Source organism: Litoreibacter halocynthiae (assembly GCF_004365635.1).
Lineage (GTDB): Bacteria > Pseudomonadota > Alphaproteobacteria > Rhodobacterales > Rhodobacteraceae > Litoreibacter > Litoreibacter halocynthiae.
Genome location: NZ_SOBH01000003.1, coordinates 239,557 through 253,522, shown reverse-complemented (window position 1 = coordinate 253,522; position 13,966 = coordinate 239,557). Strand labels below are relative to the sequence as shown.

15 protein-coding genes are annotated in these 13,966 nt (G+C 56.1%); 7 read left to right on the top strand and 8 right to left on the bottom strand.

The window, feature by feature from the left end; all coding sequences use genetic code 11:
- Positions 1 to 51 precede the first annotated feature (51 nt).
- A complete protein-coding gene (locus tag BDE40_RS13085; RefSeq protein WP_134015209.1) occupies positions 52 to 762 on the top strand; it encodes a c-type cytochrome in 711 nt (236 codons plus the stop codon).
- A 55-nt stretch (positions 763 to 817) separates the two neighbouring features.
- On the opposite strand, the gene BDE40_RS13080 is transcribed toward BDE40_RS13085, so the two are convergent.
- Both BDE40_RS13080 and BDE40_RS13075 read right to left on the bottom strand, forming a co-directional pair.
- Positions 818 to 1,531 (bottom strand): anti-sigma factor, encoded by a 714-nt coding sequence (locus tag BDE40_RS13080; protein WP_134015207.1) that lies wholly within the window; start codon positions 1,529 to 1,531, stop codon positions 818 to 820.
- A complete protein-coding gene (locus BDE40_RS13075; RefSeq protein WP_134015205.1) occupies positions 1,528 to 2,028 on the bottom strand; it encodes an RNA polymerase sigma factor in 501 nt (166 codons plus the stop codon). Before BDE40_RS13075 ends, BDE40_RS13080 begins: the two co-directional genes overlap by 4 nt.
- A gap of 624 nt (positions 2,029 to 2,652) precedes the next feature.
- Between BDE40_RS13075 and BDE40_RS13070 the strand changes: the two genes are divergently transcribed.
- The 3 genes from BDE40_RS13070 (at position 2,653) to BDE40_RS13060 (ending at position 5,188) form a co-directional block, all read left to right on the top strand.
- Entirely contained in the window at positions 2,653 to 3,540 is an 888-nt protein-coding gene (locus BDE40_RS13070; RefSeq protein WP_246030452.1) for a DMT family transporter, read from the top strand.
- A 277-nt stretch (positions 3,541 to 3,817) separates the two neighbouring features.
- Positions 3,818 to 4,285 carry a lytic transglycosylase domain-containing protein gene (locus tag BDE40_RS13065; protein ID WP_134015203.1) on the top strand — a complete coding sequence of 156 codons (468 nt, stop codon included), beginning with the start codon at positions 3,818 to 3,820 and terminating at the stop codon, positions 4,283 to 4,285.
- 276 nt (positions 4,286 to 4,561) lie between these two features.
- Positions 4,562 to 5,188 carry a queuosine precursor transporter gene (locus BDE40_RS13060; RefSeq protein WP_134015201.1) on the top strand — a complete coding sequence of 209 codons (627 nt, stop codon included), beginning with the start codon at positions 4,562 to 4,564 and terminating at the stop codon, positions 5,186 to 5,188.
- A gap of 236 nt (positions 5,189 to 5,424) precedes the next feature.
- Here BDE40_RS13060 and BDE40_RS13055 read toward each other — a convergent pair whose 3' ends face one another.
- Positions 5,425 to 5,766: a RidA family protein gene (locus BDE40_RS13055; protein WP_121025765.1), complete on the bottom strand. Its 342-nt coding sequence runs from the start codon at positions 5,764 to 5,766 to the stop codon at positions 5,425 to 5,427.
- A gap of 188 nt (positions 5,767 to 5,954) precedes the next feature.
- Here BDE40_RS13055 and BDE40_RS13050 point away from each other — a divergent pair, with 188 nt between their 5' ends.
- Together BDE40_RS13050 and arfB are read left to right on the top strand one after the other, a co-directional pair.
- Positions 5,955 to 8,141, top strand: coding sequence for a DEAD/DEAH box helicase (locus BDE40_RS13050; RefSeq protein WP_134015199.1), 2,187 nt, complete (start codon positions 5,955 to 5,957; stop codon positions 8,139 to 8,141).
- Between the two features lie 42 nt (positions 8,142 to 8,183).
- Positions 8,184 to 8,606: an alternative ribosome rescue aminoacyl-tRNA hydrolase ArfB gene (gene arfB, locus BDE40_RS13045; protein WP_134015197.1), complete on the top strand. Its 423-nt coding sequence runs from the start codon at positions 8,184 to 8,186 to the stop codon at positions 8,604 to 8,606.
- Between the two features lie 32 nt (positions 8,607 to 8,638).
- Here arfB and pncB read toward each other — a convergent pair whose 3' ends face one another.
- The gene (gene pncB, locus BDE40_RS13040; protein WP_134015195.1) at positions 8,639 to 9,931 is read right to left on the bottom strand and encodes a nicotinate phosphoribosyltransferase; all 1,293 of its coding nucleotides are present in this window, start codon (positions 9,929 to 9,931) and stop codon (positions 8,639 to 8,641) included.
- Positions 9,924 to 10,532 carry a bifunctional nicotinamidase/pyrazinamidase gene (gene pncA / locus BDE40_RS13035; RefSeq protein ID WP_134015192.1) on the bottom strand — a complete coding sequence of 203 codons (609 nt, stop codon included), beginning with the start codon at positions 10,530 to 10,532 and terminating at the stop codon, positions 9,924 to 9,926. The genes pncB and pncA overlap by 8 nt, the downstream gene beginning before the upstream one ends.
- 103 nt (positions 10,533 to 10,635) lie before the next feature.
- Between pncA and trhO the strand changes: the two genes are divergently transcribed.
- Positions 10,636 to 11,535 (top strand): oxygen-dependent tRNA uridine(34) hydroxylase TrhO, encoded by a 900-nt coding sequence (gene trhO, locus BDE40_RS13030; protein WP_134015190.1) that lies wholly within the window; start codon positions 10,636 to 10,638, stop codon positions 11,533 to 11,535.
- On the opposite strand, the gene BDE40_RS13025 is transcribed toward trhO, so the two are convergent.
- From BDE40_RS13025 to fliP, 3 genes are read right to left on the bottom strand one after another with little or no spacing between them, the layout of a single operon-like run.
- Complete coding sequence (locus BDE40_RS13025; RefSeq protein WP_134015188.1) at positions 11,532 to 12,731, bottom strand: NAD(P)/FAD-dependent oxidoreductase; 1,200 nt, start codon at positions 12,729 to 12,731, stop codon at positions 11,532 to 11,534. The genes trhO and BDE40_RS13025 overlap by 4 nt on opposite strands.
- 23 nt (positions 12,732 to 12,754) lie before the next feature.
- Entirely contained in the window at positions 12,755 to 13,225 is a 471-nt protein-coding gene (locus BDE40_RS13020) for a hypothetical protein (RefSeq protein ID WP_134015186.1), read from the bottom strand.
- Entirely contained in the window at positions 13,226 to 13,945 is a 720-nt protein-coding gene (gene fliP / locus BDE40_RS13015; RefSeq protein ID WP_134015185.1) for a flagellar type III secretion system pore protein FliP, read from the bottom strand. It lies immediately after the preceding gene.
- Positions 13,946 to 13,966 lie beyond the last annotated feature (21 nt).

The window sequence follows — 13,966 nt, the reverse complement described above, 5'->3', positions numbered from 1 at the left end:
AATCAGGCGGGCGCTTTGTTGTGCCCGCCGAATTAAATTCTGGAGATTTCTATGTTTCGTAAGATGAACCTGGGCGCGCTGGCCCTTGGTGCTACGATTTTGTCACCCCTTCCCGCCTTTGCTGATCTCACCGATGCGCTTGCTTCGGCGGATGTGTCGCAAGGGGAGAGCGTTTTTCGCAAATGCAAAGCCTGCCACGTTGCCGCAGCAGATGGCAAAAACAAGGTTGGTCCGAACCTCTACAATATCGTTGGCGCATCTGTCGCGACAGTTGACGGATTTAAGTATTCAGCCGCGCTGACCGAATATGGTGGCGATTGGACACCCGAGCGATTGGACGCCTTCCTCGCCAAACCCAAGGCCGAGGTCAAAGGCACAAAAATGGGGTTCGCAGGGCTGAGAAAAGATGATGATCGCGCCAACTTGATCGCCTATCTGAATACATTGTCCGATACCCCAATGGAATTTGGTGCGACGCCAGCCGCCGCTGAAGCCACGCTACCAGAAGAAGATCCTGAATTCGGGGTTTTGAAAGTTGCGCCGGGTGTTGAGGAAACGTTTTATGCATGTACGGCCTGTCACTCCGAGATGATCGTCGCCCAACAAGGATTAACGCGCGAGCATTGGGACGAATCCTTTGAATGGATGGTCGAAGAACAGGGCATGTCAGAAATAGACGAACCCGATCGCACAATCATCCTCGACTATCTTGCCAAGCACTATAACGAAGATCGTCCCAATTTCCCTCGACCCTTAAATTAACTGTCCTGCGCGTGCCCAAGGTAATCGCTCCTGCTATGATAAGTAGGAGCGAAAATTATGCGCAGGGTGTTGCGCCACGTACTGCACCCAATAGTGCAAGCACAGTCGCAGGTTTACGTTGGTCTTGGGTGGATTGCTGTAAATATACGGTCAACGCATCAAATTTCACTTGATCCATGCCAGTTGCCAAAGATTGATACCACTGCTCACCTACAGTCCATTCTGCAGACTGCAGGGTCTGGATGGGCTGCGGGGGAGCGCCAATCCCACGCAAAAGAGTCAAACGGCATCCATTCTCTCCAACGTAGTGAGCTGAAGCTGTTGCATCAGCTGTACTTGTAACCACCAACACCATGTTCGCATCCCGCAAACTGGGGAAGCCATCTGTCTCAGCGTTGGATACAGAACGGAGGTCATTCAGCGTTGGCGCTGGAAAAGTCTGGGCCGTGTAGGCATTGTGAATGTCCAACGGGTCTTGGACACTTTGCTGAGGGGCCAGAAACACCGCCACCGCAATCGAAGCAGCGACAGCCGCGCCAGCGATCCAGCGATACGGACGCCGATTTGAGTTTGCGGGTTGTGACGTATTATTTTGGCCTGGCTTCAAGGTAGACAGTGCCTGTGACATCTCGGTGATTGACGCAAGTGCCGCCTGTAATTCCGATTCGTTGCGGAGCCGTTGTTCAAGGCGTGCAGCATCCTCACCTCGCAATTCACCATCTGCAAAGGCACTCACCAATTCCCAGTCTTGTTCCGTTATCTGTGTCATCGTCCATTACTCTTGCGGTCCTCGGAGGGCCCTTCCACCAGTTCTAACAGCGCGCGTCGTGCCCTGCTTAACCGGCTCATCACCGTGCCGTTGGGCACATCCATCACCTTTGCCGCTTCAGCGTATTTCAAACCCATAATATCCACCAGAAAAAGCACTTCGCGGGTGTCTGGCGGCAGTTTTTCGAATGCACGGCGGATCAGCACGTCCCGCGCATGATCTCCCGTTTGCATGCTTTCCTCAGATAGACGTCCCATACCGGCAGAATATTCCCGGCGCACACGTAATTTTCTCAATTCATCGTAATGCAGATTACGGATGACCCGAAACATCCATGGTCGAAGTTGATCCAAAACGTCTGGCTTATTATTGCTGCGCAAGGCACGCTCTATGGCGTCTTGAACGAGATCTTCCGCACTATCAGAGGCAGACGTTATCGATCGGGCATATGCCAGAAATTCGGGCATGAGTTGTTGAAGATGAGCGGAAACGATCATATCAGCGAACTTGCTCTAATTCCAAGCAATCGTCAAAGTGAAGCTGTAGATTTAAGATCGCTCGTTTGAACAGTATTTTGGATTGATAGATTAGAGACTACTTCGCACCTCTTTCCTTGGCTCACTGTAGCATTGGGTACGTATCCAAAAACTGAAATTGTTGCTGGAAGTTCTGAGCAATTTCTCGCCGTTCATACATTGCGTCGTTATGCCGAACTTCTGCTTTTTCCATACAAGCCTCTGAGATTCGCATTTGCAGCGAAAGTTGACTTTGTCCGCAGTCTGTGAATTCGACCTCTGATCCTTGCTGCACTCTGCACGAATGGCTGGTTTTTCCGCCGCGCGGCAGCACCGAATTTTACGCTGACGCAGCATTTTCCACGCTGCGAGCGCATGCAGCGAGAAAACCGAACTCACACAATGGGCTCTCTGCCGTCATTCGCTGCATTTTGCTTCGATGTCCGCTGTTCATGAAAGCTGCCGTTCGCAGTTACTGTGCGAATGGCTGATTATGACGGCATTGGTTGACAGAACTAGGCTGCGCTGGCATCGCTCTCGAAGCTCGTGGCAATAAAGCGCGCCCTATCAATCATTTCGGTAAGCGACATCTAAATCGGAACACCCATGACCACGAAAATTCATATAGATCGCAGAACGAACTTGCTCGGCAGCATCTGGATGGTCGCGGCGATGGCTATATTTGCCATTGAGGACGCGTTTGTGAAAGCGGCATCCTCCACCCTGTCGGTTGGGCAAATCTTGATAATCTTCGGTTTAGGCGGGGCCGCTGTGTTTGCGAGTTTGGCACGCTTCAAAAGCGAACCGCTATTCGTGCAAGATGTGGTATCGCGGCCGATGCGCATCCGCGTCGTATTCGAAATAGTCGGCCGGTTGTTTTATGTCCTTGCCATTACCTTGACGCCATTATCCGCCGCGACGGTTATCTTGCAGGCAACCCCGCTTGTTGTTGTCGCTGGTGCCGCGTTAGTTTTCGGCGAAAAGGTCGGGTGGCGCAGGTGGTTTGCGATTTTCGTCGGTTTGATTGGTGTGGTTATTATTATCCAGCCAGGAACAGACAGTTTTTCGGTGCTGTCCATTCTTGCGATTGTCGGCATGTTTGGTTTTGCGGGGCGTGACCTTGCGAGCCGTGCGGCGCCCGCCACGCTCAGCACAAATATCCTCGGCTTATATGGCTTCCTGTCGATTGTGGTCGCTGGTGGGGTGTTCTCGGTCTGGGAAGGGGCGACATTTGTTTCCCCCGACATTGAGACGTCCTTCTACCTGTTAGGGGCAATCCTCGCGGGTGTTGGCGCTTATTCGTGCCTAATGAAGGCTATGCGCACTGGCGAAGTCTCTGCTGTGACACCCTTCAGATATACAAGGCTGCTTTTCGGGATTGCGCTGGGTGTTGTGATGTTCGACGAACAATTGAGTTCCGCAATGGTGCTTGGTTCCGGTTTGATCGTGTTTTCAGGTTTATTCATCCTTTGGCGTGGGAAATCGTCAGAGTAGCTTTAGCAATGCAGCGCCTCTGACCTGTTAAACGAAACGCCTTGATCAAAGCGTTTACGGCATCAAATACGTAATAGCTGCCGTAGCTGCATCGCGCAGCATCATGCGCTTTTGGGCTCAAAGCAGGCATACACACTGCACAGGCGCATTGCCTCAGCTTCCAAAATCGCGTCCCACGCTAGAAGCAACACTCACCACAATCCGTATCCAGCAAAATCCCGCTTATGGTTGAACGCCGCGCTTGGCAGACATGCGAGGCGCAGCTATCCCAATTTTCATGATACGTGCATTTCTTATCCTCATGCTGCTGGCCCTGCCCGCCTGCTCAAGTTCCGCCCCGAAAGAGAGCGCGGAGCAGCGGCAGGCGATCCCGCTGCATCCCAATGAGACGCCAGAGCTTCGTCTGCTCATCAACAAATACGCCGATCTCTACGAGGTGCCGCGTGCGCTGGTACATCGCCAGATCATCCGCGAAAGCACCCACCGCCCCGAGGCGCGCAACGGGCCGTATTATGGCCTGATGCAAATCCTGCCCGCCACGGCCCGCACCATGGGCCATCGCGGCCCGCCGAACAGTCTGCTCGATGCGGAGACCAACCTGAAATACGCCGTCAAATATCTGCGCGGCGCGTGGCTGCTCTCCGATGGCAGCTACGACAACGCGGTCAAATGGTATTCGCGCGGCTACTACTTTGAGGCCAAGCGCCGCGGGATGCTGGTCGAGACCGGCTTGCGGTCCGGCTAACGTTCACGGCGAGCACCCTCCGAAGCGCGTTAACCTTTTGACGCCCTGCCCGACACAGCCCCGTTCAAGGCCCGACGGAATGCCGACGCATCGCCGACGCTTTGCCGACAGCGCAAAACCCCTGTGCAGCCTTGGTTAACGCAGGTCTCGAGGGGTCGCGCCACTGCCGCCCGAATTCCACCGTTCTCCACGTTAACTCTTGCCCCCATTCCGCCGTTCCCCTAAACGGCGTCCTCATCAACAAGTCTCCGCTACCTTGTCAAAACGGAATCCATTATGACACGTCTCCTCCCCGGCATCCTTGCCATGGCCGCCACCGTCGTGGCCTCTAACATCCTCGTCCAGTTCCTGCTCGGCGACTGGCTGACATGGGGCGCATTTACCTACCCGATCGCCTTCCTCGTCACCGATGTGATGAACCGCATCTACGGCCCCCAAGCCGCACGGCGCGTTGTTTTCGCTGGCTTTTTCGTCGGCATCGCCTGTTCCCTGATCGGCTCGCAAATCATGCTGGAATACGGACCCGCCGTCCCGCTGCGCATCGCCGTGGCCTCAGCCATCGCGTTTCTGACGGCTCAACTTCTGGACGTGTCCATCTTCGACCGCCTGCGTCAGAGCGTCTGGTGGAAAGCCCCGCTGGCCTCGACCCTCATCGGCTCCATCGTCGACACCGCGCTGTTCTTCACCATCGCATTCTCCGCCACGGTGACGATCTTCGGCACAGGAAATGACGCAGCAATATCATGGGCTTGGGAAGCTATCCCCCTGCTCGGACAAGGCCCCGTGATGCCGCTTTGGGTCTCTCTGGCCATCGCCGACTGGTCGGTAAAACTGGCCGTAGCCTTGCTGGCTTTAATCCCCTTCCGGATGATCGTTGCGAAACTTTCACACAAAACTGCGTAGAAAACTCTTGAGTTATCCACAAGATGTGGCACCTTTCCCTTGAACAGCAACCATTGAAAGGAGGTGTCCATGTCTAGAGTGATATTGGAGCAAGGTGTCAGGCAAGGTACGGAGGTGCGTGTCTAGGGGCAGCCCCCTAACCCACACCGAGGTATCGGTCACGGATCAACCTGACCCACCTCCATCAGATCTCGTCAAAGGGCGCCCGTGCTGTGGGCGCCCTTTGCTTTTTCAAATCAGTCGTATGCGGCGTCGACGATAATTTCGACCAACAACTCCGGCCGCGCCAACCGCGCTTCACCACATGCACGCGCCGGGGCGTGGCCTTCTGGCACCCACGCATTCCAGACCTCGTTTAGCCCTGCAAAATCGGACATATGCGCCAGCCAAACCGTGGCCCGCAGCATTTTTTCGCGTGAGGACCCGGCCAAGGTTAGCATGGCATCAACGCGGCGCAGACACTCCTCGGTCTGCTCTTTGATGCCGTTTCCTTCACCAACCTGGCCCGTAATGTAAGCCACGCCATTGTGCTTAACGACCTTGCTGGACCGCACACCTGTTTCAATTCTTTCGATCATTTTTCGCTATCTCCTATTGCTGCGGCAAACTGTATGCCCTGTGCCGTTTGAACGCACCCCCTATACAACAACGCCCAACCAGCGTATTGCCGCCCACTTGCGGTGCGCTCTCAGGGCACGGGCCGCGTTTGTGGCCAAATAGGGGTGGCTGCTTTTTCCTTTATGCCCTGACCAGAAAGACGTGACCCGTGATACAATCCATTCAAGACGCGCTGACCGAGCGCGGCTACACCGACCTGACTCCGGTCCAAACAGCAGTAACCGACGACGAATACGGCAACGCGGACCTTTTGGTCTCTGCGCAAACCGGCTCCGGCAAAACCGTTGCGTTCGGCCTCGCAATTGCACCGACCTTGCTCGGCGACGAGCTGAAATTCGGCCGCGCTGCAGCACCGCTTGCCCTTGTGATTGCCCCAACCCGCGAACTGGCGTTGCAGGTCAAACGCGAGTTGTCGTGGCTTTACGCAAAGGCTGGTGCTGTCGTGGCGTCCTGTGTTGGCGGCATGGACATGCGTGACGAACGCCGTGCATTGGACCGTGGTGCGCATATCGTCGTCGCGACACCGGGCCGCTTGCGTGACCATATCCAACGCAGCTCGATCGACCTGAGCGAAGCGCGTGCTGTCGTTCTTGACGAAGCTGACGAAATGCTGGACCTCGGCTTCCGCGAAGATCTGGAGTTCATCCTGTCCGAAGCGCCGGAAAGCCGCCGTACCCTGATGTTCTCGGCAACGGTTCCGGCGTCTATCGCCAAACTGGCGAAGAGCTACCAGAAAGATGCGATCCGCGTTTCTACAAAAGCCGAGAACAGCCAACACTCTGACATTGAATACCGTGCGATGGCGGTAGCCCCGCGCGATGCGGAGAACAGCCTGATCAACGTTTTGCGTTATTACGAAGCACCCACTGCGATCGTGTTCTGCAACACCCGCGCCATGGTAAACCGCCTGACGACGCGCTTTTCAAACCGGGGCTTCTCGGTCGTAGCCTTGTCCGGTGAGTTAAGCCAGAACGAACGCACCCACGCATTGCAATCCATGCGTGATGGCCGAGCACGCGTTTGCGTCGCCACTGACGTCGCTGCACGCGGGATTGATCTACCCAACCTTGAACTGGTCATCCACGCCGAGCTACCAAACAATCACGAGACCCTGCTGCACCGGTCTGGCCGGACGGGCCGTGCTGGCCGTAAGGGCGTCAGCGCGATGATCGTCCCTGCCAAAATGCGCCGGAAGGCCGAGCGCTTGTTGCAAGGGGCAAAGGTCAAAGCCGAATGGGCCGAGGCCCCCTCCGCCGACGATGTAAACGCCCGCGACGAAGAACGCCTGTTCAACGATCCGGTTTGGGTCGACACGGCAACGGATAGCGAAGCCGGTCTGGTCGCAAAGTTGGTCGAGCGTTTCTCGCCCGAGCAAATCGCGACCGCCTACACTCGCCTGTTCCGCGAACGTCAATCCGCACCGGAAGATCTGGCCCCGTCCGGCTCCGACGCGCCAAAAGAACGCCCTGCATTCGGCGAAAGCGTCTGGTTCTCGATCTCTGTTGGTCGCAAAGACAACGCAGAGCCACGCTGGCTTCTGCCGGCAATGTGCCGCGCCGGTGACCTGACGAAAGACGATATCGGCGCAATTCGCATCCAGCAGAACGCAAGCTTCGTCGAGATTTTGAAAACCAGCGTCGACGGTTTCCTAAAGGCGCTTGGCGACGGGATGAAACTGGAGGACGGGGCGATTGTAACGCGCCTTGATAAGGCACCGGACTTCACGTCCATGCCGCGCCCACAAGGTGGTGCTGGCAAAAAGCCGTACGAAAAGAAATCCTACGATAAAAAACCGTATGACAAGAAACCATACGAGAAAAAACCGCATCGCGGCGACTATGATACGCCGCCGCGTCCCGCAGCGACGGAGCAACCCAAGTCTGGCAAAAGCATCAGCGATGCACGGCCAGCGGGTGCGGTGACAGATCACAAGCCGCGTCCTGCCGGTGACAAAAAACCGTACGAGAAGAAGCCTTTCGACAAAAAGGGCGACAAGAAGCCATACGACAAGAAACCTCGTGGCGACAAAGCACCCTACGAGAAGAAGGGCGACAAGCCTGCTTTCGATAAGAAGCCCGACGGCAAAAAACCCTTCCGCAAGGCCGACGGGGACAAGCCGTTCCGCAAAACCGATGGCGACAAGCCGCGTTTCGACAAGAAGCCCGGCGGCAAAAAGCCGTTCAACAAAGCCGATGGTGGCAAGCCTGCGGGTAAGCGCCCTACTGCAAGCGCCAATGATACGTCCAAACGCTTCACGCCTCCGGGCGGTAAAGTGAAGCCTCGTGTCAACAAAGGGGCTGGTGCCACTCCGAAACGCGGTAAAGGCAAACCTTAATCCGGCGTATTCATCACGCGGATCATGGGGTATCAAAGCCCTATGATCCGCGTGAACGACTCCATTACGATTGAAGATTGGGAATTGACCGAAAGCTTCACCCGCGCCCAAGGGCCGGGCGGGCAAAACGTCAACAAGGTTTCTACAGCCGTCGAGTTGCGTTTCGAGGCGGAGCGGTCCCCAAATCTAACCGGTCCGGTGAAGGCGCGCCTGAAACGGCTTGCCGGACGGCGCTGGACCAATGACGGCGCGTTGATCATCTTTGTGCAGGAGACCCGATCCCAAGCCCGTAACCGCGAACTCGCGGAAGTTCGCCTGCGAGAGCTGATCCTGAAAGCGCTGGAAACACCCAAGCGGCGGATAAAGACACGCCCGACGCTTGGATCTCAACGCCGCAGAATTGCGGCCAAGAAACAGCGCGGTGAAGTCAAATCCCTTCGCGGCAAGGTCAGTGACGACGACTGATATACTGTTATGCTAGGTCCACAAATCTAGCTTCAGACGACAACTGCAATGTCTTTCTGATCACCGACGCCGAAGACGCGTTTGTACCGCGCGATCTCCTCCGCTGGCCCCATTGCCTTGCGGGGGTTGTCAGACAACTTCACCGTCGGGCGGCCATTTGCGGACACGGCTTTGCACACCAGAGAGAACGGGGCGAGGCCGTCATTGGGCACCAGCCCCCTGAAGTCATTGGTCAACAACGTCCCCCAACCAAACGACACACGGACTCGCCCGCGGAATTTGGCCTGTAGTTCTATTATTTTGTCGACATCCAGCCCGTCCGAAAAAATAACCAGCTTCTGCGTCGGGTCTTCACCGCGCGACTTCCACCAGCGAATGGCCCGCTCGGCACCTTCCGCCGGATCGCCACTGTCGATACGAATTCCTGTCCATCCGGCAAGCCAATCCGGCGCACCGGCAAGAAATCCGTCCGTGCCGTAAGTGTCGGGTAAGATTATACGCAGATTGCCTTCATGTTCTTCATGCCAGTCGGCCAACACGTCATAAGGCGCCTGCCTCAACGCCTCGTCACTCTCGGCCAGGGCGGAGTAGACCATGGGCAACTCGTGCGCATTCGTCCCGATAGCCTCGACTTCGCGGCGCATCGCGATCAGGCAATTCGAGGTGCCCACGAACTTGTCGCCGAGCCCCTCCTGCATCGCTTGCACGCATCGGTCTTGCCACATGAAGCTATGCCGGCGGCGCGTTCCGAAATCCGCAAGGCGCAGGTCGTCAACGCCTTGCAGCTTCTCGACCTTTTCCCACAACCGCGTCATCGCCCGCGCATAGAGCACTTGAAGCTCGAACCGGCCCATGTCCTTTAAAACAGCACGAGAGCGCAGCTCCATCAAGACAGCCAGCGCTGGAATTTCCCAAAGCATAACTTCGGGCCATTTGCCCTCAAAAGTCAGCTCATACTGGCCGTCGCGCTTTTCAAGATGATAGGCAGGCAACGAGACATTCTCGAACCACTCCATAAAATCAGGACGGAACATCTGTCGCTTGCCATAAAAGGTGTTGCCGCGCAGAAAAGTGCTTTCGCCGCGGGACAGAGACAGCGAGCGGATGTGATCAAGTTGCTCTCGCAGCTCTCCTTCATCCACAAGATCTGCCAAGCGGACATCCTTGCTCCGGTTGATTAGCGAGAAGGTGACGTTGGTATCCCGCTTATTGCGGAAAACCGATTGGCACATCAACAGCTTGTAGAAATCGGTGTCGATCAAAGATCGCACAATTGGGTCAATCTTCCATTTGTGGTTATAAACCCGTGTCGCGATATCAACCATTGAGCTGCACTCCCGCGCGTTTCATATTTTCCAGTGCAGCCTCAAGCGAGCCGTCCATATCAATTGCGCGGCACAGGTTTTTTTTGACGCTCACCGCGAAGCCAAGTTTGGCACCGTCTACGGCAGAGAAATTCACGCAGAAATCCAGTGCCAGTCCAACCATCGTCAGCTTGGTAATCCCGCGCGTGCGCAGATACCCCTCCAGCCCAGTGGGCGTGGTCTGATCGTTCTCGAAAAAGGCGGAATAGCTGTCGACCGCAGGGTTAAAACCCTTTCGCACAATCATTTGCGCAGTGTCCGTGAGCAGACCCGGATGAAACGCAGCCCCTTGGCTTCCTTGCACACAATGATCCGGCCACAACACTTGCGGGCCATAGGGCATGGAGGTGACTGAAAACGGCTCAAGCCCCTCGTGGGAAGACGCAAAAGACGAATGCCCCTCGGGATGCCAGTCCTGGGTCAGAATAACCGCTTGGAACTCGGTCATCAGCGCGCTGATCGGCTCAACAATCTCGTCGCCACCTGCAACGGCCAGCGCCCCACCCGGACAGAAATCATTCTGAACGTCGATGACGATCAAGGCTTCGTCGGCTGCGCGCATATCTCATCCTCCCGGGATTTCGCCTGAACTTGCTAGGGCCATGCCCGCCTTGCGTCAACAGCCCGCACTTGATCCTGCTTTTGCACAGTCGTAAAGCGTTCGCATGTTTACAGTTGCTGCACTTTATCATTTCACCCGTTTCGAAGACCCTGACAGCTTGCGCCCTGCCTTGGTTGCGCTTTGCGAGCGCGAGGGCTTGCGAGGGACCTTGCTGGTTGCCCACGAAGGGATCAACGGCACGGTGGCAGGCAAACGTGGTGGAATTGACGCCTTGCTGGCGCACCTTCGTACCCTACCCGGCTGCGCAGGGCTGGAACATAAGGAATCCACCGCTTCTGACATGCCGTTCAACCGGATGAAGGTCCGCTTGAAGCGCGAGATCGTGACGATGGGCCAGCCGGATGTAGACCCCTTGGCGGGCACCGGCCATTATGTCAAACCAGCCGATTGGAACGAGCTTATCCAGTCAGAAGACGTCGCCGTCATCGACACACGCAACGACTACGAGGTGGCCATTGGCACCTTTGAGGGCGCGATTGATCCTCAAACCAGAAGTTTCGGTGAATTCCCCGCCTGGTGGGAGGCCAACAAAGAGCGCTTCCACAACAAACGGATCGCGATGTTTTGCACCGGTGGCATCCGCTGCGAGAAATCCACCAATTACTTGCTCGGCCAAGGAGTCGAAGACGTTTACCATCTGCAAGGCGGCATTCTCAAATATCTGGAAGAAGTTCCCGAAAGCGAGAGCACTTGGGATGGGGAATGCTTTGTCTTCGACGGGCGGGTTTCCGTGGGACATGGATTAAAAGAAGGCGAGTTGAAGCTGTGCTATGCCTGCCGCCGCCCCTTGCAGCCCGAAGATATGCGGCGCGCGGAGTACGAGCTTGGCGTTAGCTGCCACCACTGCTTGCACGAAACCACGCCTGAGGATCGCGACCGCTTCCGCGAGCGTCAGACGCAGATCAGGTTGGCGACCAATCGCGGCGAAAAGCACATCGGTTAGCGACCGCCAAGCATCCGGCCGATCTTGCGCCCTATGGACTGAGCACCCCGTTGCGCAATCATACGCGCCGAGAAATCATTCTGGAAAAAGCGCAGCAACTCCTCAGGTGGCAAAGTGCGCATCCTTGCGACCGACCGATCCCAATCGCGCGGCGTATAGGCAGCGGCACGGCGATTGGCCTCGAAACCAATGCGATACTGCAAAGCCAGTTTTCGGCGAACTATCCTCTCCCACTGCGTCAAGGCTTTTGGGGAGTTCTTTCCCAATGCTGCGCCCAACGTGCGGCCGTGTTCGATACATATCCGAATGCCTTCCCCTAATGTCGGCGTGGCCATATTCGCGCTATCTCCGACGCGGATGACCCCGTCGAAAATCAGATCGGATGTGAACGGCACGGATGGCAGAATTCCTGCGTTAACGTGGAAGCTTTGAGGCCTTGGTAAACCCATGCGCTCCATCGCATTGCTTGCAAGAAGGCCCTCCATAAGCGCCTTTGGCGACTGGTCGGAATCCGGCTCAATCAAGCCCACACCCAACCGTAAGCTCCCCAATGTCGAGGGGAATGCCCATCCATATCCCGTGGGTGTCGCTGACCCGAAGAAAAGGGCCGCGCGATCTGGGTCGTGCGATGGTGCTGCAAACTCGTACTCGATACCAATCCCGCGCCTGTCGGGCGGTGGACTGAGACCCAAACTTTGCAAAACTGCGCAATGCCAACCCGAAGCATCCACGATCACCCGCGAGGCAATTTCGTACTCGACTCGGTTTTCGCGCAGCCGCGAGATGAGCTTTCCACCTTCTCGCCGAGTCCCCAAGTATTTGGTACCACATCGAATGTCGGCCCTAGATTGACCCGCTAGCCAGCGATACAGAGCCGTTACATTCAACACTCCAACAGGGTCTGATGACATGTCGAGCTTCAGGTGTTCATTGTCTGAATATATATCCGCATGGTGCACGGGGTGAGCGAATTCAGCTGGAATGCCCAGCGCGTTGACGTCCCGCATCCAGCATCCACCGGAAGTGCGAACCGGGGTGCCAATGCTGCGGTCTTGGTGCACCAAAATCGCCGAAATATCTTGAGGCAGCGTGGACGCAACAGACAATCCGGCGGGGCCACCGCCGACAATTAGGATTTCTGTATCGACACGATCCATCATACCCGTATTTGGCACAGCTTGCGAAGGTGACGCCATGGGGAAACCAATTTAGACAGCGGCTACTTCTTCAATTCCGCAACATAAGCGGCCACTTGCCGCGCGGTTTGCCCTCGTAATTTGCGTAGCGCGTCAAGCTGCAATGCAGTCGGCAAATCTATAAGATGCTTTGCAATCAAGGCCGGATGCTGCGCCATTATATCAGGCTCCCCTGTTGCGGATGCGGCGGGTTCTACAGACACTGTGCTCTTTTGCCCCTCAGTGTTACGACGGCTTTCGCGTGACCGATGAGGCTCGGCCAATCGCCGCACAAGGGTTGCCAGCGCTTTACTCATATCAGGTGGTGCGGCTTTCCTGTCCAACGGCTGAACGGCAGTGCGGGCCAGATCCTTGAAAAACGGGTGTGCAGATGTCTTGGCAAAATCAGCGCCAAGCATTGAAACAAGCATACGCGCTTTCTTGACCTGATCCGGTGATGGCACCCCCTCATTGTGCTGAGGCATAGTTGGCAAAGGCTCGGCAGAATCCGACATTTATATATAGCTCCTTACAAGTGCGCTTGAGATCAAACTCCACCCATCGGCCACAACAAAAAATGCCAGCTTGAATGGCAAAGATACGATGGCGGGTGGCACCATCATCATGCCCATCGACATGAGAACCGCCGACACCACCAGGTCGATGATCAAAAATGGTAGGAACACCAAAAAACCGATCTGGAATGCACGCTCGATCTCGCTGAGCATGAACGACGGAATTAAGATCGAGAATGACGCCTCACTGGGGGCGCCGCCTCCGGCTTGCTCCGGCCGAAGATCCGCCAGCGTCAAAAAGGTATCCATATCCAATCGCGCAGACATGAACCCGCGAAATGGTTCCAGCGCCTTGGGTATGGCCTCCTCGATTGAGAGAGCACCTTCGTTCAAGGGTTTCAGCCCGTTTTCCCAGCTTGCCATGAAAACTGGGTCCATTACGAAATAGGTCAGAAATAACGCCAAGCTGACAATCAGCATGTTGGGAGGTGCAGATTGCAGGCCGATCGCCTGACGCAAAATAGACAACACCGTAACGACGAACGGGAAGCATGTGATCATAATCGCGATGCCCGGTGCGAGGCTCAGGACAGTCATCAACGCAATCAACTGCATCGCACGCGCGCTTAGTGATGCGTCATCCCCCAGCGAAATCGACAGGTCCTGTGCGTGTGCGGGCAACGCGAGAAATATCACCGCCGTCAGAACGAGTACGACCATACGACCGGTTGTTTGCAAACT

Excerpts from the sequence above, each read along its gene's own strand:
- BDE40_RS13025 (WP_134015188.1), bottom strand. The coding sequence starts at position 12,731 with ATGGCGTCACCTTCGCAAGCTGTGCCAAATACGGGTATGATGGATCGT.
- pncB (WP_134015195.1), bottom strand. The coding sequence starts at position 9,931 with ATGGTTGATATCGCGACACGGGTTTATAACCACAAATGGAAGATTGAC.
- arfB (WP_134015197.1), top strand. The coding sequence starts at position 8,184 with ATGATCCGCGTGAACGACTCCATTACGATTGAAGATTGGGAATTGACC.
- BDE40_RS13080 (WP_134015207.1), bottom strand. The coding sequence starts at position 1,531 with ATGACACAGATAACGGAACAAGACTGGGAATTGGTGAGTGCCTTTGCA.
- BDE40_RS13020 (WP_134015186.1), bottom strand. The coding sequence starts at position 13,225 with ATGTCGGATTCTGCCGAGCCTTTGCCAACTATGCCTCAGCACAATGAG.
- BDE40_RS13070 (WP_246030452.1), top strand. The coding sequence starts at position 2,653 with ATGACCACGAAAATTCATATAGATCGCAGAACGAACTTGCTCGGCAGC.
- BDE40_RS13085 (WP_134015209.1), top strand. The coding sequence starts at position 52 with ATGTTTCGTAAGATGAACCTGGGCGCGCTGGCCCTTGGTGCTACGATT.
- pncA (WP_134015192.1), bottom strand. The coding sequence starts at position 10,532 with ATGCGCGCAGCCGACGAAGCCTTGATCGTCATCGACGTTCAGAATGAT.
- BDE40_RS13065 (WP_134015203.1), top strand. The coding sequence starts at position 3,818 with ATGATACGTGCATTTCTTATCCTCATGCTGCTGGCCCTGCCCGCCTGC.
- fliP (WP_134015185.1), bottom strand. The coding sequence starts at position 13,945 with ATGGTCGTACTCGTTCTGACGGCGGTGATATTTCTCGCGTTGCCCGCA.
- trhO (WP_134015190.1), top strand. The coding sequence starts at position 10,636 with ATGTTTACAGTTGCTGCACTTTATCATTTCACCCGTTTCGAAGACCCT.
- BDE40_RS13075 (WP_134015205.1), bottom strand. The coding sequence starts at position 2,028 with ATGATCGTTTCCGCTCATCTTCAACAACTCATGCCCGAATTTCTGGCA.
- BDE40_RS13060 (WP_134015201.1), top strand. The coding sequence starts at position 4,562 with ATGACACGTCTCCTCCCCGGCATCCTTGCCATGGCCGCCACCGTCGTG.
- BDE40_RS13055 (WP_121025765.1), bottom strand. The coding sequence starts at position 5,766 with ATGATCGAAAGAATTGAAACAGGTGTGCGGTCCAGCAAGGTCGTTAAG.